Annotated in this window: 15 protein-coding genes; 4 read left to right on the top strand and 11 right to left on the bottom strand. The window is 59.2% G+C overall.

All coding sequences use genetic code 11. The features are described 5' to 3' along the window. Nucleotides 1-42 precede the first annotated feature (42 nt). A complete protein-coding gene (locus HDE75_RS21395) occupies nt 43-414 on the bottom strand; it encodes an SPW repeat protein (protein ID WP_183680268.1) in 372 nt (123 codons plus the stop codon). Between the two features lie 115 nt (nt 415-529). Further along, nucleotides 530-4,324, bottom strand: a complete 3,795-nt coding sequence (metH, locus tag HDE75_RS21390; RefSeq protein ID WP_183680266.1) for a methionine synthase — start codon at nt 4,322-4,324, stop codon at nt 530-532. A 674-nt stretch (nt 4,325-4,998) separates the two neighbouring features. Here metH and HDE75_RS21385 point away from each other — a divergent pair. Then, nucleotides 4,999-7,488, top strand: a complete 2,490-nt coding sequence (locus HDE75_RS21385; RefSeq protein WP_183680263.1) for a hypothetical protein — start codon at nt 4,999-5,001, stop codon at nt 7,486-7,488. Nucleotides 7,489-7,559: 71 nt separating this feature from the next. Here HDE75_RS21385 and fmt read toward each other — a convergent pair whose 3' ends face one another. Both fmt and def read right to left on the bottom strand, forming a co-directional pair. After that, nucleotides 7,560-8,516, bottom strand: coding sequence for a methionyl-tRNA formyltransferase (gene fmt, locus HDE75_RS21380; RefSeq protein ID WP_183680261.1), 957 nt, complete (start codon nt 8,514-8,516; stop codon nt 7,560-7,562). A 26-nt stretch (nt 8,517-8,542) separates the two neighbouring features. After that, nucleotides 8,543-9,085: a peptide deformylase gene (def, locus tag HDE75_RS21375; protein ID WP_183680259.1), complete on the bottom strand. Its 543-nt coding sequence runs from the start codon at nt 9,083-9,085 to the stop codon at nt 8,543-8,545. A 377-nt stretch (nt 9,086-9,462) separates the two neighbouring features. Between def and dprA the strand changes: the two genes are divergently transcribed. The 3 genes from dprA to HDE75_RS21360 all read left to right on the top strand — a co-directional run bounded on the left by dprA (nt 9,463) and on the right by HDE75_RS21360 (nt 14,114). Beyond that, entirely contained in the window at nt 9,463-10,578 is a 1,116-nt protein-coding gene (gene dprA, locus HDE75_RS21370) for a DNA-processing protein DprA (RefSeq protein ID WP_183680257.1), read from the top strand. Between the two features lie 94 nt (nt 10,579-10,672). Then, entirely contained in the window at nt 10,673-11,137 is a 465-nt protein-coding gene (locus HDE75_RS21365; RefSeq protein WP_183680255.1) for a Smg family protein, read from the top strand. Between the two features lie 316 nt (nt 11,138-11,453). Next, nucleotides 11,454-14,114: a DNA topoisomerase III gene (locus HDE75_RS21360; RefSeq protein ID WP_183680253.1), complete on the top strand. Its 2,661-nt coding sequence runs from the start codon at nt 11,454-11,456 to the stop codon at nt 14,112-14,114. A gap of 74 nt (nt 14,115-14,188) precedes the next feature. Here HDE75_RS21360 and HDE75_RS21355 read toward each other — a convergent pair whose 3' ends face one another. The 7 genes from HDE75_RS21355 to HDE75_RS21325 all read right to left on the bottom strand — a co-directional run bounded on the left by HDE75_RS21355 (nt 14,189) and on the right by HDE75_RS21325 (nt 21,054). Beyond that, on the bottom strand, nt 14,189-14,890 hold the full coding sequence (locus HDE75_RS21355; RefSeq protein WP_183680251.1) for a hypothetical protein: 702 nt from the start codon (nt 14,888-14,890) through the stop codon (nt 14,189-14,191). Between the two features lie 76 nt (nt 14,891-14,966). After that, nucleotides 14,967-16,394: an alkaline phosphatase gene (locus tag HDE75_RS21350; RefSeq protein WP_183680249.1), complete on the bottom strand. Its 1,428-nt coding sequence runs from the start codon at nt 16,392-16,394 to the stop codon at nt 14,967-14,969. Nucleotides 16,395-16,422: 28 nt separating this feature from the next. Continuing rightward, nucleotides 16,423-17,868: an alkaline phosphatase gene (locus HDE75_RS21345; protein ID WP_183680247.1), complete on the bottom strand. Its 1,446-nt coding sequence runs from the start codon at nt 17,866-17,868 to the stop codon at nt 16,423-16,425. Between the two features lie 90 nt (nt 17,869-17,958). Continuing rightward, a complete protein-coding gene (locus HDE75_RS21340; protein WP_183680246.1) occupies nt 17,959-18,669 on the bottom strand; it encodes a hypothetical protein in 711 nt (236 codons plus the stop codon). Between the two features lie 197 nt (nt 18,670-18,866). Continuing rightward, nucleotides 18,867-19,295 (bottom strand): cupin domain-containing protein, encoded by a 429-nt coding sequence (locus tag HDE75_RS21335; protein ID WP_183680244.1) that lies wholly within the window; start codon nt 19,293-19,295, stop codon nt 18,867-18,869. A gap of 275 nt (nt 19,296-19,570) precedes the next feature. After that, nucleotides 19,571-20,035 carry a hypothetical protein gene (locus HDE75_RS21330; protein ID WP_183680242.1) on the bottom strand — a complete coding sequence of 155 codons (465 nt, stop codon included), beginning with the start codon at nt 20,033-20,035 and terminating at the stop codon, nt 19,571-19,573. Further along, entirely contained in the window at nt 20,032-21,054 is a 1,023-nt protein-coding gene (locus HDE75_RS21325; protein WP_183680240.1) for an NADP-dependent oxidoreductase, read from the bottom strand. Before HDE75_RS21325 ends, HDE75_RS21330 begins: the two co-directional genes overlap by 4 nt. Between the last annotated feature and the right edge of the window lie 52 nt (nt 21,055-21,106).

Raw genomic sequence — 21,106 nt, 5'->3', positions numbered from 1 at the left:
CATTTTAAGCCCCGCCCGGCATTGTCCAGCGGGGCTTTTTACTTATGCGGCTGCACCGGGCCAGTGCTTGTGCAGTTCGGGGTCGGTGCGCAGTTCCCACAGCGCCAGGATGGCGACGGCGATGCCGACGATCAGCTCGTTCCACATCATCACGCGTTGATTGGCCAGCTGTAATATCCATGGCGAAACGGCGACCCAGACGCCCACCAGCAGATTGACGACGACGGCCCAGAAGTAAGTCTTGTACAAATCGAAGGCGGCCAGCACGGCGATTACCAGGCCCGAGATGATGGCGTTGAGCATCTGCGCCGAGCCGTCGGGATAGGAAAATGCCCATGGCGACACGATCAGCCACAGGCCCAGCAGCAGGATCACCTGATCCTGCCAGCGTTTGAATGTGAAATTGTTTGCCATGGTAGCTCCTTGACGTTGAGTGAACGGGCCGGAGCGGGCATGCAGCATGCCGACCGGCATACTGCGTTAGTGTCTGCGGCGCGCAGAAAGTTCCACGCGCCGCTGGCAACAAAGATCAGGATAAATTCGGCGCCAGCCAGCGTTCGACATCGTCGATGCTGGCGTTGCGGCGCTTGGCCATGTCTTCTACCTGATCCATGCCAATCTTGCCGACCACGAAGTATTTCGACTCGGGGTGGGCAAAGTAAAAGCCGGACACGGCCGCGCCGGGGAACATGGCATACGATTCGGTCAGCAGCATGCCGATTTCCTCGGCTTGCATGACCTCAAACATTTCCCGTTTGACGGTGTGCTCGGGGCAGGCAGGGTAGCCGGGGGCGGGGCGGATGCCGACGTATTTTTCGGCGATCATGTCGTCGTTGCTCAGGTGCTCGTCGGGCGCGTAGCCCCACAAGTCTTTGCGTACGCGCTCGTGCAGGTATTCGGCAAACGCTTCGGCCAGGCGGTCGGCCAGCGATTTGAGCATGATGGACGAGTAATCGTCGTGCGCATCTTCGAAGCGCTTTTCATATTTTTCGATGCCTAGCCCGGACGTGACGGCAAACATGCCGATGTAATCCTTGATGCCCGAGTCCTTCGGCGCGATAAAGTCGGCCAGGCATTGGTTTGGCCGCTGCACGCCATCGACGATGGGTTTCACGCCTTGCTGGCGCGTGCCATAGTAAGTAAACGCCACGGTGGTGCGCGTGTCGTCCGTATAGACTTCGATATCGTCATCGTTGACGGTATTGGCGGGCAGCAATGACACCACGCCATTGGCCGTCAGCCAGCGGCCGTCGATCAGTTTTTTGAGCAAGGCCTGGCCTTCCGCATACACTTTGGTGGCCGCGTCGCCCACCACTTCATCGGTCAGGATGGCGGGGAAGGGGCCGGCCAGGTCCCACGTCTGGAAGAACGGACCCCAGTCGATATAGTTTGCCAGGGTGGCCAGATCGACATTCCTGAACAGGCGCCGGCCGATGAATTTCGGTTTCACGGGCGTGCTGGCGCCATCGAACGGCACGATCATGCGGTTGGCACGCGCCTGCGCCAATGGCAATATGGGCAGCGCCTTCTTGTTGGCGTGCTGTTCGCGGATGCGTGCGTAATCGAGTTCGATTTCTTCCACGTATTTGTCGCGCTGTTGCGGCGTCAGCAACGATTGCGCCACTGACACGGAACGCGAGGCGTCCGGCACGTAGATCACGGGGCCTTCGTAGTTATGCGCGATCTTGACGGCCGTGTGGGCGCGGCTGGTGGTGGCGCCGCCGATCAACAGGGGAATCTTGAGCATGCGGAAATGTTCGTCGCGCTGCATTTCCTTGGCGACATACGCCATTTCTTCCAAGGATGGCGTGATCAAGCCCGACAAGCCGATGATGTCGGCGTTTTCCACCTTGGCGCGGGCCAGGATTTCCGAACACGGCACCATCACGCCCATGTTCACCACTTCGAAGTTATTGCACTGCAAGACCACGGTGACGATATTCTTGCCGATGTCATGCACGTCGCCTTTCACGGTCGCCATGATGATCTTGCCCTTGGGCTTGGCGACGATGCCGGTGCGCTTTTCCTCTAACAGCTTTTCTTCTTCGATAAACGGTATCAAGTGGGCCACGGCCTGCTTCATCACGCGCGCCGATTTCACCACTTGCGGCAGGAACATCTTGCCCTGGCCAAACAGGTCGCCGACCACATCCATGCCGGCCATCAGCGGACCTTCGATTACGTGGATCGGGCGGCCGCCATTGTGCAGCAATTGCTGGCGCGCTTCTTCCGTGTCTTCCACGATGAATTGCGTGATGCCATGCACCAGCGCATGCGACAAACGTTCCTGTACCGTGCCTTCGCGCCAGGCCAGGGTTTGCGCTTCCGCCTTGCCGCCCGCTTTCAGGGTGCCGGCAAATTCGATCATGCGTTCGGTCGAGTCTTCTCGACGGTTCAGTACCACGTCTTCCACGCGTTCGCGCAATTCCGGATCGAGGTTGTCGTACACGCCCACCATGCCCGCGTTGACGATGCCCATGGTCATGCCGGCCTTGATGGCATGGTAGAGGAAGACCGTGTGGATGGCTTCGCGGGCTGGGTCGTTGCCACGGAAACTGAAGGACACGTTCGACACGCCGCCCGAGATTTTCGCGTACGGCAGGTTTTCCTTGATCCAGCGCGTCGCGTTGATAAAGTCCACGGCGTAATTGTTGTGCTCTTCGATACCGGTCGCCACGGCAAAGATGTTTGGATCGAAAATGATGTCTTCCGGCGGGAAATCGAGCGCGTCGACCAGCAAGTGATAGGCGCGCGCGCAAATCTCGATCTTGCGCTCGAAGGTGTCGGCCTGGCCTTTTTCATCGAAGGCCATGACGATCACGGCCGCGCCATAGCGGCGGCACAATCTGGCCTGGCGCAGGAATTCCGCTTCGCCTTCCTTCATGGAAATCGAGTTGACGATGGCCTTGCCCTGCACGCATTTCAAGCCTGCCTCGATCACCGACCATTTGGACGAGTCGACCATGATGGGCACGCGTGAAATATCCGGTTCGGAGGCGATCAGGTTCAAAAAGCGCGTCATGGCGGCCAGCGAATCGAGCATGGCCTCGTCCATATTGATATCGATCACCTGCGCGCCGTTTTCCACTTGCTGGCGCGCCACGGACAAAGCTTCGTCGTATTGTTCGTTGAGGATCATGCGTGCAAACGCCTTCGAGCCCGTGACGTTGGTGCGCTCGCCCACGTTGACGAACAAGGACTCGTCATTGACGACGAACGGTTCCAGGCCGGACAGGCGCAGGTCGTGCGAGGGCGCTGGCACGGTGCGCGGCGTGTTCTTGGACAGCAACTCGCTGATGGCGGCGATGTGCTCGGGCGTGGTGCCGCAGCAGCCGCCGGCCATGTTCAGGAAACCCGCATCGGCGAATTCGCGCAGCAGGGCGGACGTGTCGGCTGGCAACTCGTCGAAGCCCGTATCGCTCATGGGGTTGGGCAAGCCCGCGTTCGGGTAGATACAGACAAAGGTGTCGGCGATCTTCGACAGTTCTTCCGCGTACGGACGCATCAGGGCCGCACCGAGTGCGCAGTTCAGGCCGATGGTCAGCGGTTTCGCATGGCGCACGGAATTCCAGAAGGCCGGCACCGTCTGGCCCGACAAAATGCGGCCCGAAGCATCGGTCACCGTGCCGGAAATCATCAGGGGTAGGCGCACCACCTCCGGGTTTTGCTCGTAGAACAGGTCGATGGCGAACAGGGCTGCCTTGCAGTTGAGCGTATCGAAAATGGTTTCCACCAGCAAGACATCCGCGCCGCCGGCTACCAGGCCACGCGTCTGTTCCAGGTAGGACGCCACCAACTGGTCGAAGGTGATATTGCGCGCGGCGGGGTCGTTGACGTCTGGCGAGATCGAAGCTGTCTTCGGCGTGGGCCCCAGGGCGCCGGCGACGAAGCGTGGTTTGTCTGGCGTGGAATATTTATCGCAGGCTGCGCGCGCCAGCTTGGCTGCTGCCACATTCATTTCATAGGCCAGGTGGGCCATGTGGTAATCGTCCTGGGCGATCGTGGTGGCGCCGAAGGTATTGGTTTCGATCAGGTCGGCGCCGGCTGCCAGATAGCGTTCGTGGATTTCCTGGATGATGTGCGGCTGGGTCAGGGTCAGCAACTCGTTATTGCCCTTGACGAACAGTTCGCGTGCGCCACTGTCGGCGGGCGCCGTGAAATCGATGAAGCGGCCTTGCGGGCCACCGCGGTAGGCTTCTTCGTCGAGCTTGTATTGCTGAATGATCGTGCCCATGGCGCCGTCCAGAATCATGATCCGGCGCGCCATGATGGCGCGCAAGGTGGCTTCGGTGGGGGACAGGGCAGGGATCACGGTATCGTTCATTTCAAGCTTTCAATAGGCAACGGGCGGTGTGGCGCGGCGGCAAGGTGCTTGCGGGCTAGCCTGATCGGCTGACGGAGAGTGCCGGCCGGGTAGGCTGGCAAGGGTTGGCAAATGCGGGCAAGCCTGGAGACACCGGGTCTAAAATTATACGGCATCAGACTGCTTTGGTTTCCCGTCCGGCAATTGCGGCTGTCGATACTCGCCGTAGCTGATGTTGCCGTGCCACATATAGTTTATCTCCCGGCCGTCCGCGCCGCTCTTTTTCCTTTCTGATTGCCGACTATCGATTCGATATTGTCTTCCTGAAAATGTTAATTATTTCAGTTCTATCCGTCTGGCGTATGAGGCAAGATTGTAGTTTTGCTGTGTGGAAAATCTTCCACACTTCATGATTTTCGGCATTTATTTTTTATGGCATTGCCGATAAAAAAACCAAGCTTGATGTATGGCAATGCAGAGTGAGAACGGGCATGTTTTAAATAAACTTTGTTTTTTGTTTCATGTAACTCATTATTAAAATTCATTAAACCAAAAGCACTGATAGTTGTCTTTTGGAATTAAATTCGCGGATAATAATGGCTTTCTGAATTCAAATTCTCACCAAAAGTCACCAATATGTCACATTTCTTATGTTTGCTGCCTGGCTGCGCGCCACGCGGAACCAGGGGGCAGCAATGAAATACCGTCTGCTAGTTTGTCTGTTCGTCGCGCTCGGCCTGGCCGCATGCGGTGGCGGCGGCGGTGGCGGTGGCGATACCGTGGTGGCAACCAGCTCGACCAGTCCTGTCGTCACGCCCACTGCCACGGCTGTGTCGGCAAGCAATGTCGCCGTCGGTGGCAGCCTGGTCGTGACCGGTACGAATCTGAGCCGGGTGACGGCTTTCCAGATTGCTGGCGTGACGGTGTCGACCAGCGCCGTCAGTGATACCAGCGCCACCCTGATGATGCCTGGCGTGCCGGTGTCAGGCGTGCTGAGCCTGGTGACTGCCAGCGCTACGGCAACGACCAGCTATAACGTGAATGTGTATGTGCCGCTGACGGTGAGCAGTATTGCGCCAGCGACTGGTGGCGTCGGTTCCAGCGTGAGCTTGACGGGTAATGGCATGGGTGCTGTGACGGCGGTGCTGTTCAGCAATGGCACGGCGGCTACCTTGCAAAGCCAGGGCGCCAATAGCGTGGTCTTCGTGGTGCCCGTGGGGGCGGCAACGGGGCCATTGACGGTGCGTGGCCCGTACAACGATGTCATCACCAGCGATAGCTTTACGATCTTGCCGACGGTGGCCGTGACGTCGATTGCGACGGCGGTCAACGGCGCGACCATGTCGGTAACGGTGCTCGGAAGCAATCTCGATCAGGTGAGTACGGCCTCGGTCGGCAATACGCAGGCGACCATCGTCAGCGCCACTGCCAGCCAGCTGGTCTTGAGTGTACCTGCCACGGCGACCGGCAATGTGCTGCTGTCAGCGCCGTCGCGCATCGCCGTCAATGCCGGTACGGTAGCGGCCTTTACCCTGGGCAGCATCGACTTTGCCCAGGTGCTGGACTTTAACGCCACCGATACGTCCTTGCACCTGACGCGCGGCAAGGCAGCAGCCGTGCGCGTATCCGTGCTTGGCACGCAAGCGGGCCGCAGCAGCCCGGCTGTAACCTTGAACGCTATTTCGGCCACTGGCGCCAATTTGGGCAGCATCGCCATGAGCGGCCCTGCAACTTTGCCAACGGCACTCAATACCTACAGTTTCAATGGCAATTTCAGCGCTGTCTTGCCGGCGAGCTGGATCGCTCCGGGTTTGCAAGTAAGGGTGACGGCGGTGGGTAACGATGGCACGCAAGTGAGCCAGCAAGCCACACCGGCCATCTCGAGTGCGGCAGCAATCAATCTGGTGCTGGTGCCCCTGAGTACCGACGATGGCGTTTCGCAAGTGCCTGATGCCGATGTGATCCGTGCGGCATTGACCCGCGTCTATCCTTATGCAGCGGAAAACATTACGATCAGCACCCGTGCACCATTGGCCATTGCCGGCAGCAGCAGCGTCGATAGCTGGTGGCAAGATACGTTGCAGAAACTGGAAGCGGCGCGCGCCAGCGAAAACAATACGGCGTTCTACTTTGGTTTTGTATCGAAGCTGTCGGCCAGCCGCACGGCTGGCCTGGCTTACATCAGCGACCGCACGACGGGCGGCTCCAACCCATCCGCGCTTGGCCTGGACGCCACCTTCCAGGGTACGGCGTCGATCGATCCTTTCGGCAATGCCTGGCCGCAATGGCTGGCCACCATGGTGCATGAACTGGGGCACAACCATGGCTTGTACCATGTCAATTGTGGCTCGCCGGCCGGTGCCGTGACCGATTATCCGTACAACAACGGCGATCTGGGACCGCAACCACTGTACAACAGCAATTATGCGGGCACCATCGGCCAGCTGAGCCAGGCTGCTTATACCAGCGGCAATACCAGCAAGCAGATGAAAGACGTGATGAGCTATTGCAGCGGTGCCTGGTTCTCGGACTATAGCTATACGCGCGTCCAGCAATTCCTGGAAAAACGTAACGTTCTGCTTGCACGCAGTGTGCAAATCGGCGCCAGCACCTTGCCACCGGAGAATGGCTACCTGACCATTTCCGGCCGCATCACGCCAGCCGGCGTGCAACTGCGCCCCGCTGAAGCATCCACCACAGCCAGCTTGCCGCTTGCCAGTGCGAATGCTGCTTATACGCTGCGCGTGCTGACGGCGTCCGGCAAAACTATCGACGTGCCATTCGATAGCATGAAAATCGCTGACCATAGCGGCGTCGTCAGCCACTTCCGTGTCACCCTGGCCAATCCTGGCGATATCCAGGATGTGGAAATACTGTCGCAAGGAAAGCCGTTGGCCAAGCTGGACAAAGCGACCCGCAGCAGCAAGGTAGCCGTGACCGCCAGCGCCGTGACGTTTGATACCACGCAAGGCGATGGCAAGCTGGCCTTGACGTGGGATGCACAAACGGAACCGTACGCAGCGGTGCTGTACGTGGGCGCCGATGGCCGCAAGCAAGTCGTTGCCAGCGGTTTGACCGGTGGCAGCGCCAGTGTCGACGTGAGCGCCTTGCCCGCCGGCGGCCGCTTCGAGGTCAGCCTGTCGTCGTCGGTGCGCGCCCGTTTGATGAAGGTGCAGCGCCGCTGATCAAGGTGATGGATAAAGAAAAGGGCTTGCCGCGGCAAGCCCTTTTTTCATGCTACAGACGGTTGTGAAAATCAGGTAAAACGCTTGCCTTCGAGCGGGAAACCCTTGATAAACTCGGCAGCGGGCAGGCGTTTTCCGCCCGGTTTTTGCAGTTGCGTCAGGCGCAGCGAGCCATTGCCGCAGGCAACCACGATGCCATGCTGGGCGTCGGCCGCCAGCACCTGGCCCGGCTCCTGCTTGCTATCCGCTTCCAGGACATCGGCAGCCCAGATCTTGACGGTGACGCCATCGACCTGGCCGCTGGCCCCGGGAAAGGGGTTGAAGGCGCGGATTTTCAGGCCCAGTTCCAGCGCGGGCAGGCTGAAGTCCAGCGCCGCTTCTTCCTTGGCGATCTTGGCTGCGTAAGTCACGCCCGCTTCCGGCTGCGGCACGGCTTCCAGTGGCCCTTGCTGCATCTTGCGCAGGGTCTCGACGATCATCTTGCCGCCCAGCGCGGCCAGTTTGTCGTGCAAGGTGGCGGTGGAATCGCCGGCTTCGATGGGCGTGCGCTCGATGGCCAGCATGGGGCCTGTGTCCAGGCCTTCTTCCATTTGCATGATGGTGACGCCCGTTTCATCGTCACCCGCCTCGATGGCGCGGTGGATAGGCGCCGCACCGCGCCAGCGCGGCAGCAGGGAGCCGTGGATATTGATGCAGGGGCGAATATCGAGTGTGCTGCGCGGCAAGATCAAGCCATAGGCTGCCACCACCATCACATCGTAGTCGGTCGCCAGCAGGCGCTCATGGGCGGCCTTCGCTTCGGCGGCGCGCTGCGGGTCCTTGCTATCCATGCGCAAGGACAATGGCTGCAGCACTTCGATGCCATGCTCTTGCGCGTACTGCTTCACTGCCGAGGCGTGCATCTGCATGCCGCGTCCGGCCGGGCGGTCCGGCTGGGTCAATACCAGCGGAATCGTGAAACCGGCTTCGTGCAAGTCTTTCAGGGCGGTGGCGGCGAATTCAGGCGTGCCTGCGAAGATCACTTTCATATGCTTCCTGTTCGTATGAGGCTGGCTTAGAAACGACGGTTTTGGGCGCGCAGGCTTGCTTCGCGTTCCAGGCCACGGATTTCCTTGATCATCTTGGTCTTGATGCGGTTGCGTTTGAGCGGCGACAGGTATTCGACAAAAACCTTGCCCATCAAGTGATCCATCTCATGCTGGATACATACACCCAGCAAGCCATCGGCTTCCAGTTCGAACTGCTTGCCGTGCTGGTCCAGCGCGCGCACCTTGATGCGCGATGGACGTTCGACGCCGTCATACACGCCAGGCACGGACAAGCAGCCTTCGTCATAGACTTGCTTTTCTTCGCTGGCCCAGATGATTTCCGGGTTGATGAACACTTGCAGCTGGTCTTTGGTTTCCGTCACGTCGATCACCAGCAATTGCTCATGCACGTCGATTTGCGAAGCGGCCAGGCCAACGCCAGGTGCGTCGTACATGGTTTCTGCCATGTCGGCGATCAGGGTTTGCAGGCGTTCATCGAAGGCCGTGACGGGTTTGGCGACCGTGTGCAGGCGCGGGTCGGGGTAACGCAAGATATTTAATATGGACATACGAATTCGACTGGTTAACTTGTTGATAACTGGTTAAGGCTGGCGCCGGTGCAGATGGGCGCCGGTGCGCCGGGTTGTTGATGCCTGGACCATGCCGGTGATGGCGCGGCGAGGTCTTATTGGTACGCTTGTTCAGTGCGCGCAAGGCGCAAGGGGGCGGTTGCGTGCTGTACCAGCTTGCGCTAGTCCGCCGTGATGCGTCTTGATGCCTGCATTAAATGTCTGCAGTAAAGAGAAATTTTATCACAGAGCCCATGCCGCTGTGGCGGGCGGGCTTTTCAGCCAGGACTGCGGCGACTTCTTGTGCGGTTCGATATCGCTTGCCTGCCGCACCGCTACCATGAACAGGGCAGATCCTGATAAAAAGCGAGCGCGTCATGCATGCAGAAGCAAGTGTGGAAAACGAGCAGGCAGCGAACGACCTGGCGGCCTGGCTGCGCCTGCAGCATCTGCCTGGCGTGGGGCCGGTGGCGGCGCGCGCCTTGCTGGCCCGTTTCGGCTTGCCGGGGCAAATCTTTGCCGCCTCGTTCGAAGCCTTGCGCGAAGTGGTGTCGACCAGCCTGGCGCGCACGATTACCGAGCCGCCCCGGCGCGTGTCCAACAGCCAGCTGGAACTGACCTTGCAGTGGCTGCAGCGTCCCGGCAATGCCGTGCTGACCCTGGCCGATGCCGCTTATCCGCCTTTGCTGCTGGAAATTGCCGATCCGCCGCTGCTCTTATATGTCAGGGGCCGGGCCGAACTGCTGTCGCGCCCGGGGATCGCCATTATCGGCAGCCGCAACGCCAGCGCGCAGGGCATGCAGAACGCGGCCGCGTTTGCCGAGTCGCTAAGCAGGGCAGGCTTGACCATCATTTCAGGGCTGGCGCTGGGCATCGATACCCAAGCGCATGAAGGCGGCTTGCGCGGTCCAGGTTCCACGGTGGCCGTGATCGGTACCGGTCCCGATCTCGTGTATCCGAAGCGTAACCTTGATCTGGCGCAAAGGATTGCCGAACAAGGTTGTGTTGTCAGCGAGTACGCGCTGGGTTTGCCCGCTATGCCGGCTAACTTTCCGCGACGCAATCGCCTGATCAGCGGCCTGGCGCGCGGCGTGCTGGTGATCGAGGCGGCTGCCCTGTCCGGTTCCCTGATCACGGCCCGCCTGGCGGGCGAGCAGGGGCGCGATGTCTATGCCTTGCCCGGTTCCATCCATTCGACCCTGGCCAAGGGCTGCCATGCGCTGATCAAGCAGGGCGCCAAGCTGGTCGAGTCGGTCGAGGATGTCTTGCAGGAACTGCAGTGGCAGGGCGCCTTCCCGGCGCTGGCCGCCGGGTCAGCGCCCGAGCCTGTGGATGAGGTGCTGGCCGCGCTGGGCCACGATCCGCACGGCGCCGATACCCTGGCCGAGCGCAGTGGTTTGGCCGTGGGGGCCGTGATGGGGCAGTTGCTGGCGCTGGAGATGGCGGGCCTGGTGGAACGTTTGCCTGGTGGACTATTTCAGCGTTGCAAATGACAGTCTGCCACTAGTGTGGCGGCTACGCCGCATGGGCGCGCTTTGTCGGGATGCACCCTTGTGTCGTGGCGAGCTTAGCTGATAGAGTAGAGCCATGTTCGATATCCTGGTGTACCTCTACGAGACCTATTACCGCCCCGATGCCTGCCCCGAGCCGGCTGCGTTGGCGCGCAAACTGTCGGCCGTCGGTTTTGACGATGTGGAGATTTCCGAAGCCCTGGTCTGGCTGACCGACCTGACGGCCATGGCCGGTGTCGAGCACACCTTGACAGCGACTTCGACGGGTACGCGTTTCTATGTCCAGCAAGAAAGTGACGTGCTGGGCGCGGACGCCATCGGCTTCATCCAGTTCCTTGAAAGCGCCAGGATACTGTCGCCACTGCAGCGCGAAATCGTCATCGAACGCGCGCTGGCGCTCGATGAAGCGCCGGTGTCGCTGGGCAAGCTGAAAGTGATCGTGCTGATGCTGTTGTGGAGCCAGGGCAAGGAGCCGGATGCCTTGATGTTTGACGATCTGTTTATCGACGACGAAGACTTGCCGCCCCGCCTGCTACACTAAAAAAGTGTTCATGGCGGCATTGCAAAGCCTGGCCATGAACTTTTTTATCTGATCACGGCGCCATTCCCGCCGCATCCCCTTTAATATGCCATGCATGTGGACAGTCGTTGTCACAAGCATTAGATAATCGCATTTGTTCTTGCGCATTCTTGCTTGTAGATAACTTGCCGAATTCTTGGCTACGCGCTTATCATTGGCCGCTTGACAAGACCACAAGTCACAATGCCAGGTAAAGACAAAAGCGTCGACGCCGGGCAATGCACTGTATGATGCGCATGCTGAAACTATCCTAGAGCATTTTTCGAGACTAAAAAATATGACAAAAACCCTCATCATCGCCGAGAAGCCTTCTGTCGCGAACGATATCGCGAAGACGCTTGGCGGCTTTACCAAGCACGATGAGTACTTTGAATCGGATGACTACGTCCTGTCGTCGGCGGTGGGCCACTTGCTGGAGATCGCCGTACCGGAAGAATTCGACGTGAAGCGCGGCAAATGGAGTTTCGCGCACTTGCCGATGATTCCACCGTATTTCGCGCTCAATCCGATCGCCAAGACGGAAGCGCGCCTCAAAGTATTAAACAAGCTGATCAAGCGCAAAGACGTTACCACCCTGATTAACGCCTGCGACGCGGGGCGCGAAGGCGAGCTGATTTTCCGCCTGATCGCGCAAAACGCCAAGGCCAAGCAACCGGTCAAGCGCCTGTGGCTGCAATCGATGACGCCGGGCGCCATCCGCGACGGTTTTTCCAATCTGCGCAGCGATGAAGAAATGTTGCCGCTGGCCGATGCGGCCCGCTGCCGTTCGGAAGCGGACTGGTTGATCGGTATCAACGGTACGCGCGCCATGACGGCCTTCAACTCGAAAGAGGGCGGCTTTTATCTGACCACCGTGGGCCGCGTGCAAACGCCGACCCTGTCGATCGTGGTCGAGCGTGAAGACAAGATCAAGAAATTCGTGCCGCGCGACTTCTGGGAAGTACGCGCCGAATTCGTTTGCGCAGCCGGTATCTATGAAGGCCGCTGGCTCGACACCAAGTTCAAGAAAGACGAAAACGATCCCGAGAAGCGCGCCGAGCGCCTGTGGAGCAAGACGGCTGCCGATTCGATCGCCACCGCCTGCCGCGGCCGCCAGGGCATCGTCACGGAAGAATCGAAACCGACCACCTCGATGGCGCCTGGCCTGTTCGACCTGACCAGCCTGCAGCGTGAAGCAAACTCGCGTTTTGGTTTCTCGGCCAAGAATACCCTGGGCCTGGCCCAGGCGCTGTATGAAAAGCACAAGGTGCTGACTTACCCGCGTACCGATTCGCGCCATTTGCCGGAAGACTACATGCCGACCGTCAAGCAGGCGCTGGAAGTGGTCAAGGAAAACAGCAACTACCACCAGTTTGCCAAGCAAATCCTGGACAAGGGCTGGGTCAAGCCGAACAAGCGTATCTTCGACAACACCAAGATCTCGGACCACTTTGCGATCATCCCGACCACGATCGCACCAAAAAACCTGTCCGAGCCGGAACAAAAGCTGTACGACCTGGTCACGCGCCGTTTCATGGCCGTATTCTTCCCGCCGGCAGAATTCCAGGTCACCACGCGCTACACGGAAGTATCCGGCCATCAGTTCAAGACTGAAGGCAAGGTCATGACCAATCCGGGCTGGCTGGCTATTTATGGCAAGGAAGCGTCGACCGACGCCGACAAGGAAAACAATGGCAATGGCAACCTGGTGCCAGTCGCCAAGGGCGAAAAAGTGCAGACGGAAAGCGTCAGCGCCAACGGCCTGGTGACCAAACCGCCCGCACGCTACACGGAAGCGACCTTGCTGTCGGCCATGGAAGGCGCTGGCAAGCTGATCGACGACGACGAGCTGCGCGATGCGATGGCTGGCAAGGGCCTGGGCACGCCAGCCACGCGCGCCGCCACCATCGAGGGCTTGCTGACGGAACGCTATCTGCTGCGCGAAGGCCGCGAACTGATGCCGACCGCCAAGGCTTCACAGCTGATGACCTTGCTCAAAGGCCTGGGCGTCAATGAATTGACGGCGCCGGAACTGACAGGCGAGTGGGAATACAAGCTGTCGCAGATGGAAAAGGGCAAGATTTCACGCGACGAATTCATGCGTGAAATCGCGCAAATGACGCAAATCATCGTCAAGCGCGCCAAGGAATACGACAACGACACGATTCCTGGCGATTACGCCACCCTGCACACGCCATGCCCGAATTGCGGCGGCGTGGTCAAGGAAAACTACCGCCGTTTCGCCTGCACCAAGTGCGAATTTTCGATGAGCAAGACGCCAGGTTCGCGCCAGTTTGAAATCGAAGAAGTGGAACAATTGCTGAAGGACCGCACCATCGGCCCGCTGCAAGGTTTCCGCTCGAAGATGGGCCGTCCATTCGCCGCCATCCTGCGCATCGTGCGCGATGAAGAAATCAAGAACTTCAAGCTGGAATTTGATTTCGGTCAAAACGATGACAGCGAAGATGGCGAAGGCGTCGATTTCACGGGCCAGACAGCGCTGGGACCTTGTCCCAAGTGCGCCGCTGGCGTGTATGAAATGGGTCTGGCCTATGTTTGCGAACACAGCGTGGCGAAGCCGAAGACGTGCGACTTCCGCAGCGGCCGCATCATCTTGCAGCAGGAAATCTTGCCGGAACAAATGGCAAAACTGCTCAACGATGGCAAGACCGATCTGTTGCCTGGCTTTATCTCGCAACGCACGCGACGTCCATTCAAGGCTTTCCTGGTACGCGGCAAGGATGGCAAGGTGAGCTTCGAGTTTGAAGAGCGCAAGGCCAAGCCGGGCGCCAAGGCGCCAGCCAAGGGCAAGGCGGCGGCTGCCGAGGTCGAAGGTGAAGAAGGCGCGGCGCCAGCCAAGAAGGCGGTCGCCAAGAAAGCACCGGCGAAGAAAGCGGCGGCCGTGAAAAAGCCGGCAGCCAAGAAGGCGCCGGCGAAAAAGGCGGTGGCGGCCGAGTAATCCGCTAGCCAGCTGTCAGAAAAAAAGCCAGGGAACGTCAGTTACCCTGGCTTTTTTGTTGTCCTTACGTTTCCTTAATCCAGATAATCCGAATACTCGCGCTGGGCGTAATTTTTCAGATTGGCCCAGGGCTGGGCCCGGCTCACAGTGGGCTGCAGCTTGACGTCGACCCGGCGATAAAAGGTGTTGGCGCGGTCGCCGCTTTCGATGATCAGCGGAATCTGTTTTTGCTCATCCCACAGCACCCGCTGGAACACGCCATTCTTTTCCACCTCGCGCCAGCGCGCGCCCGCGACGTTCGAGACCTGTTTCGACAGCGGCATGGCGGCCACCAGTTTCGGGTCCAGCAAATAAAAGCTGTTTTCCCAGGAACCGTCGAAATTGACGTTCTCGTATTCGGCTTTCGGGATCGCCACCACCACCTTGTCATGGGCATCGATGTATTCCACCTTGACGATGTTTTTTTCCAGCATCACATGGCGCGGTATCACGACCGGATTGAAATGCTTGTGTTCATGCTGAGAGCTCTTGAGCGCGACTTTCTTGTTGCCGCCATGCTCATCGTGCGAACCATGGGCGGCCGGCAAGACGCGCTCTACCCATACGTGGCCGGGTCGCCGCAGCATCTTTTCTTCATAGCGGCTTTCACGCGTCACGCCTTCCGGCGTCAGCACGCGGTTGTAATAGCTGATGCCCAGGTCCAGATCCACCGGGGCGGCTTGTGCTGCACCGGCAAAGCCGGCCGCGAGCACGATGGCGATCAAAGTAGCTTTCATGGTCTTCCTTTACATGTGCAAGGGGGCGGACAGCATTTCTGCTGTCCGCCCCGGTCTGACTATTTATTGATGTCCATCAAAAGCCGAATGCGGCCTTCAGCAAGTCGAAGACCTTGGTGTTGTCCAGCGTGCCCTTGAAGGTCTTGGCGCCGGCGCCCGTGGCCAGCAGCTTGACGTCGCCGCCGCCGTGGGTTTCGCTGGCCAGGCGCACGCCCGTTTCTTGCAGGTAGTTGTCGGCCAGTGCGGTGGCGCTGTCGACGTTGGTGCGCAGGTTGGGACGGTTCGGACCATTGCCGAATACCAGCGTGGTGTAGGTATTGCCATCGGCATCCTTGCTCGGCTGGCCGGACTTGTAGTCGCGGTTGATGTCGAGGATAGGATTGCCGCGCTTGCCATAACCGTTGAAGGCCAGGGTGTGGTCATGGTCGGCTGTGACGATGATCAGGGTGTTCGACAGGGTCGGGTCGGTCAGCTTGATCTTGTCGATGGCCGCCTTGATGGCGTCGTCGAAGGCGATGGTGTCGCTCAGCGCGCGCTTGGCATTGATGCCGTGCAAGGCGTGGTCGATACGGCCGCCTTCAACCATCAGGAAGTAGCCATTGCTGTTTTGCGACAGCAGATCGATGGCTTTGACCGTCATTTCCGACAGGCTAGGCTGGGTCGCGCCTTCGCCCAGCGGTGGCGTGGCGGTACGGTCCAGTTCATATTCCAGGTGGCTGCGGGTGGAATACAGGCCGATGAATTTCTTGTTGTTTGGCGCCGCTTGCATGTCCGCCTTGGTGGCGGCCACGGTGTAGCCCTTGGCGGCAAATTCGGTCAGCAGGTTGCGGCCATCGGCGCGGCCATATTTATTGGTCGCCGACCATGGCGTGTAGTGGTTGCGCCCGCCACCCATCAGCACATCGACGCCATCGAGCAGGGCGGTGTTGTAGCCGGCGCCGCCCGGTACGCTTTGTGCAGCGATCGCGTATTGCGCATTGCGGTTGCAGATGTGCGAGAAAGTGGTGGCCGGTGTGGCGTGCGTCAATTCCGTGGTGGTGATGGCGCCCACGGCCTTGCCCTTGGCTTTCGCCAGTTCCAAAATGGTTGGCACGGATTTGCCATTGCCGCTGGCCGGGCAGTTGTCCACGCCCAGGTTGCCGTTGACGTCGCGGCTGGGTTCCTTGGCGATGGTGTCCTGCGACATCGAGATGACTTCATTGTTCATCTTGACGCCGGTCATGTAGGCGGCCATCGACGGCGCGCTGTCCGTGGTTTGCGCATCGTTGGAGAACGTCTTGATGCGCGCGGTGCGTTCCAGCTTGTCCATGTTCAGGCTGCCATCTTCGCCGTATTTGTAGATGCGCGCGGTGGTCACGACGGATGGGCCCATGCCATCGCCGAGGAAGAAGATGACGTTCTTGGCGTCGGCGGCGTAGGCGCTGGCCACGCTGGCGGCCACCAGGGTGGTCAGCAAGGAGAGCTTCAAGGCAGGTTTCAAGGCGGATTTCAATGCGAGTTTCATATGCTAGTCCAATTCTTTATCTTGGGGATTACAGACCGCCGGCGCTCTTGACCAGGCCGAATACTTTGGTGTTGTCGATGGTGCCCAGGAAGGTGTCTGCCCCCTTGCCGATGGCGCCCAGGAAGACGTCGGTGCCGCCGTGCGTTTCATTGCCGGCCGAGACGCGGATCACCGCTTCCTGGTGGTAGGTATTGGCGCTGGTGACGGTTTCGTCGAGGCCGACCATGGTGGCGCGGCTCGCTTGCGTGCGGTTTTCGCCATTGCCGAAACCGATGATGGAATACGGTGCGCCGTCGAGGTCTTTCTCGATGGCGCCGGTGACGTAGTTTTTCACCAGGCCGAGCACGCCAGGATTGCCGGCGGCCGTCTTGCCCGTGCGCTTGGCGTAGCCGTTCAACACCAGGGTGTGGTCATGGTCAGCCGTGACGACGATCAGGGTATTGGCCAGGGTCGGGTCGGTCAGCTTGGCCTTGTCGATGGCAGCCTTGATGGCGTTGTCGAAAGCGACGGTGTCCTGCAGCGCTTTCTTGGCGGTGGTTTCATGCAGCGCATGGTCGATGCGGCCGCCTTCGACCATCAGGAAATAGCCCTTTTTGTTCTTGGCCAGCACGTCCATGGCCTTGGTGGTCATTTCTGCCAGGCTAGGTTCCTTGGCAGCATCGCGGTCCAGGTCATAGCTCATGTGGCTGGAAGTAAACGTGCCGAACAGACGGTCGGTTTTCGTGCCATCGACGGCCTTGAAGTCGGCGCCCGTGCTGGCGATGGTGTAGCTCTTCGCTTTCAGCTCGGCCACCAGGTCGCGGCCATCGGCGCGTTTGCCGCCATTCTTGAATGGCGTGAAGAATTGCGCGCCGCCGCCCAGCACCACTTCCAGGCCGGTCGTGCCCAGGGCGCTGTTGTAGCCTGCGCCGCCTGGCACCAGTGCCGCAGCGATATCGTTTTCCAGGTCGCGGTGGCAGATATGCGAATAGGTGGCCGCTGGCGTGGCGTGCGTGACGCGCGCCGTGCTGACGACGCCTGCCGCAAAACCCTTGGCCTTGGCCAGTTCCAGCAGGGTGGTCGCTGGCGTGCCGTTGCCGGTGCCGCATTTGTTGACCAGCTTGTTGCCGTTGGCGTCCACGCCTGGTTCGATGGCGACCGTATTGGCCGACATGGAGATGACTTCATTGTTCATCTTGACGCCCGTCATGTAGGCAGCCATCGATGGCGCGCTGTCGGTCACTTGCGCGTCGTTCGAGAAAGTCTTGACGAAGGCCGTTTCCGGCAAGGTGTCCATGGTCAACGAACCTTCTTCGCCCACCGAGTAAATGCGCGCCGCCGTCATGGTGGTCAGTCCCATGCCATCGCCGAGGAAGAAGATGACGTTTTTCGGTGGGGCCTCCACCACGACTTCTTTATTGTCGCTGCCGCAAGCGGCCAGCATCAAGGTGATTGCGACGCTGCAGGCAGCGACGGAAGTTTTTCTGCGTGTCATGTGATCGATCCAGCTCGGTTAAAGAAGCTGGCAAGATAACAATTATTTGTTACGTAATAATGACACTGTATTTTTTTATGGCGTCCGCAACTATCCGATTTTATCGATACGCCAACGTTCACTGCCTACGCTGATCACTTGGCCAGGCTGGCTGTCGGCCAAGGAAGGCAGCATCATCGTTGCGCCATGTTCCAGCCAGCCATGATTCGAGGCCACGATGCGCCATGGCCCAGCCGCGTGGGCGCGCCGCAGCAAGGAAAATTCGCTGCCAGCCGTGGCCGGAAACTGCGCATCCGCGATCCCGCAAGCCCAGGCTGCCTGCTGGCCGCTGATGATCAGGTAAGCGACCTTGCCACTGTGGTCGAGGCTATCTAGCCGCACGCCTGTGACGGGGCCGGAGACCACGCGCAGCCAGTCTTCCTGGTAGCTGGCGTCGATGCCGCTTTCATGCAGATTGTCCGGCGTGTCGAAACGCATCAGGCCAGCATCGAGTTCATCGCTGATGGCGGGGAAGGCGATTTCCGGGCGCCACTCGCAACGGTCTTTTTCCACCACGGTCACGCCGGCAAAGCCGGTCTGGGCGCCAAAGCGGGTCAGTTGTGCGGGCGGCAGGCTGGCCAGTGCGGCCGGGCCGTCGACGCGGGGGCGGTCTTGCGGTATGCGCAAATCGATATGGAACAGCGCTGACTGGAACCACCAGACGCTGGTCGTCAAATCGACGCGGCCATCGCTGCGGAAAATACCGGTGCGCCGCCAGATACCCTGATAAGACTTTGGTACGGGAGAAATGGAGTTCGACATATTATGCTGATTGATATGATTTATAAGTAATATGGATATTATCTGAAAATCGTGAAAATAAAAACTGATTATGCCATTTCGTGAATGGGCATTATAAATAATGGTGATTATCAGGGTTTTGTTTCGAGAATAAAAAAAGCCTGAAGTTTTCACTTCAGGCTTTGAGGCTATGACAGTCTGAGTTGAGTCAGATCATCTTATTTTTTGTCGGCGATGAAATGGTCATCCGCGCCGGCTGGGATCGGGATATACAAACGGTCCCACTTGTCGCCGTCCAGCAAGTCCCAGGTATGGCCTTTGCCTTTCACGTCTTCGGCGATCAGGATGGTGCCTGGTTCGATGATGAAGGTGTCGCCATTCGTGACCTTGAACTGCAGCTTGCCCTTCAGGGTCACGACGTACTGCATGCGTGGCGCCGGGTGGGCCACTTTTTCATAGGCGTCAACCTTGGTTTGCGCGAAGAAGCTGGTGGCCGGCATGTGGACCTTGGTTTCCAGCTTGCCATACTCAAAGGCGCAGTCGCCATTGGGCAGGTTGATCAGGCGCACGGCTTTCAGGTAAGTTGGCGCTTCTTCTTCGTGGTGGCTGGCCGCCGTCTGGTTGCCGACCGTGGTCGTGGCGTTCATGTCTTTGGCCGAAGCCGCGCCAAAACTCAGCAACGACATTAAGGAGAAAATAGCTAAAGTGGTTTTCGTTTTCATTCGATTCAGGCGTGAGTGTTTAATTGTTCTGACTATGTAGTAATACGTATATTTGCGGCGCATTCATCATGGTCCGATAATGCGCTATGCTTTTTATACTGTATTCCTAGTCCCGCCAATTTGCAATGCTGTTTATAATGCAATGCCTGTTTCACGCCTCCGGTTTTATTATTTTAAAATATCTAAATAAGTATATATTTTTATAGTTTTAAATAAAACTCGATTTGATCGACGACGATGGTGACGTCATGGTATTCGGTCTTGCCATCCTGCTCGAAATGGCCGAGCACCAGATCCGCCTTGAACTGCTTCAAGGGATTTTTTGAGGCCGGGTCCAGCCTGTTGAGCTCAAACTTCTCCGGCGCAATGGTCCACAGGGTATGGCTGGCGGCGAGACGCTGGCGCAGCGCCGCATCGATCTTCGCGTCGGCCACATGGAAGGTAAAGATGGCCTGGTAATCGTGCGGCGGATGGGCCATCGGCAAGTGCGCGGCGTAGAGTTCGCTCTTGCCGCCAAACATGGCCATGCCATGCGTGCCCCAGGTCGGCATGTGCTGATTGTCGGCCGGCATGCTCATACCCATCATGTTCGATACGGCCGGTTCGGCCGCCAGCGCACTGAGCGACAGCAGCGCGCCGCCCAGCATCAAGACGGCTCTCTTCATGCCTTCACCAGCAGTTTGCCGCGGTGTTCGCCGCCGAACAGGGAATTGAGGGCGTTCGGCAATTGCTCGAAGCCTTCGATGATGGTTTCCTCGAACACGATTTCGCCTGCCTGTACCCATGGCGCCACGATGCGGCGCATCTCATCCATGCGGTGCAGATAGTCGCGCGCCAGCATGCCCTGGATGGTGGCGCGCTGGTACAGCAGATGGTGCAGCAGGCGGGGGCCCAGTTCCGGGGTTTCCAGGCCGCCGCTGTATTGGCTGATCTGGCCGCAAATCACGATGCGTGCGCGCCGGTTGATCAGCGGAATGATGGCGTCCGTGATCATGCCGCCCACATTGTCAAAGTATACGTCCACGCCGCCTGTCAGGCGCTTGATTTCTGCGCCCAGGGTATCGGCATCCGTGAACGCCTTGTAATCGATGGCCCAGTCCAGCTTTAAGGTATCGCGCAGCCAGTCGCACTTGGCCTCGCCACCGGCGATGCCCAGCACGCGCGCGCCATGACGCTTGGCAAATTGCGCCACCAGCGATCCCACGGCGCCTGCCGCGCCCGATACGACCACCACTTCGCCCGCGTGCGGTTTGCCCGATTCGGTCAGGCCAAACCAGGCCGTGCGGCCCGGCATGCCCAGCACGCCCAGCGCGGTGGTGACGGGCGCCTGTTGCGGATCGATTTTCGTCAAGATACTGGCGTTGACCTTGGCATGCGTCTGCCAGCCGGTGTAGGCGCTGACCCAGTCGCCCTCTGCAAACGCGGGGCTGTTGGACGCCAGCACCTGCGCCACCACGGCGCCTGCCTGCACGATATCGAGCGGATGCGCTTCCGTATCGTAGGTCGGTTTGCTCGATTGGCCGATACGCATATACGGATCGACGCTGAAGTAGCGCGATGCGATCAGCACTTCATTGGTCGCCAGGCTGGTGTCGAGGGTCTGTTCGACCAGTTCATAGTGTTCTGGGGTAATGGCGGCCAGTGGCTGCTGGCGGTATATCCATTGTTGCTGGATCAGGGACATGGCGGTCTCGTTAAAAATTCGGATGCTTTGATGGTAGACTGTTGTTTGTATC

Source organism: Janthinobacterium silvisoli (genome assembly GCF_014200725.1).
GTDB lineage: Bacteria > Pseudomonadota > Gammaproteobacteria > Burkholderiales > Burkholderiaceae_D > Janthinobacterium.
This window is presented reverse-complemented; position numbering and strand designations above follow the sequence as displayed.

Coding starts and splice junctions, on each gene's coding strand:
- HDE75_RS21360 (WP_183680253.1), top strand. CDS start 11,454: ATGACAAAAACCCTCATCATCGCCGAGAAGCCTTCTGTCGCGAACGAT.
- HDE75_RS21350 (WP_183680249.1), bottom strand. CDS start 16,394: ATGAAACTCGCATTGAAATCCGCCTTGAAACCTGCCTTGAAGCTCTCC.
- HDE75_RS21335 (WP_183680244.1), bottom strand. CDS start 19,295: ATGAACGCCACGACCACGGTCGGCAACCAGACGGCGGCCAGCCACCAC.
- HDE75_RS21345 (WP_183680247.1), bottom strand. CDS start 17,868: ATGACACGCAGAAAAACTTCCGTCGCTGCCTGCAGCGTCGCAATCACC.
- HDE75_RS21385 (WP_183680263.1), top strand. CDS start 4,999: ATGAAATACCGTCTGCTAGTTTGTCTGTTCGTCGCGCTCGGCCTGGCC.
- HDE75_RS21340 (WP_183680246.1), bottom strand. CDS start 18,669: ATGTCGAACTCCATTTCTCCCGTACCAAAGTCTTATCAGGGTATCTGG.
- fmt (WP_183680261.1), bottom strand. CDS start 8,516: ATGAAAGTGATCTTCGCAGGCACGCCTGAATTCGCCGCCACCGCCCTG.
- HDE75_RS21365 (WP_183680255.1), top strand. CDS start 10,673: ATGTTCGATATCCTGGTGTACCTCTACGAGACCTATTACCGCCCCGAT.
- def (WP_183680259.1), bottom strand. CDS start 9,085: ATGTCCATATTAAATATCTTGCGTTACCCCGACCCGCGCCTGCACACG.
- HDE75_RS21330 (WP_183680242.1), bottom strand. CDS start 20,035: ATGAAGAGAGCCGTCTTGATGCTGGGCGGCGCGCTGCTGTCGCTCAGT.
- HDE75_RS21325 (WP_183680240.1), bottom strand. CDS start 21,054: ATGTCCCTGATCCAGCAACAATGGATATACCGCCAGCAGCCACTGGCC.
- HDE75_RS21355 (WP_183680251.1), bottom strand. CDS start 14,890: ATGAAAGCTACTTTGATCGCCATCGTGCTCGCGGCCGGCTTTGCCGGT.
- metH (WP_183680266.1), bottom strand. CDS start 4,324: ATGAACGATACCGTGATCCCTGCCCTGTCCCCCACCGAAGCCACCTTG.
- dprA (WP_183680257.1), top strand. CDS start 9,463: ATGCATGCAGAAGCAAGTGTGGAAAACGAGCAGGCAGCGAACGACCTG.
- HDE75_RS21395 (WP_183680268.1), bottom strand. CDS start 414: ATGGCAAACAATTTCACATTCAAACGCTGGCAGGATCAGGTGATCCTG.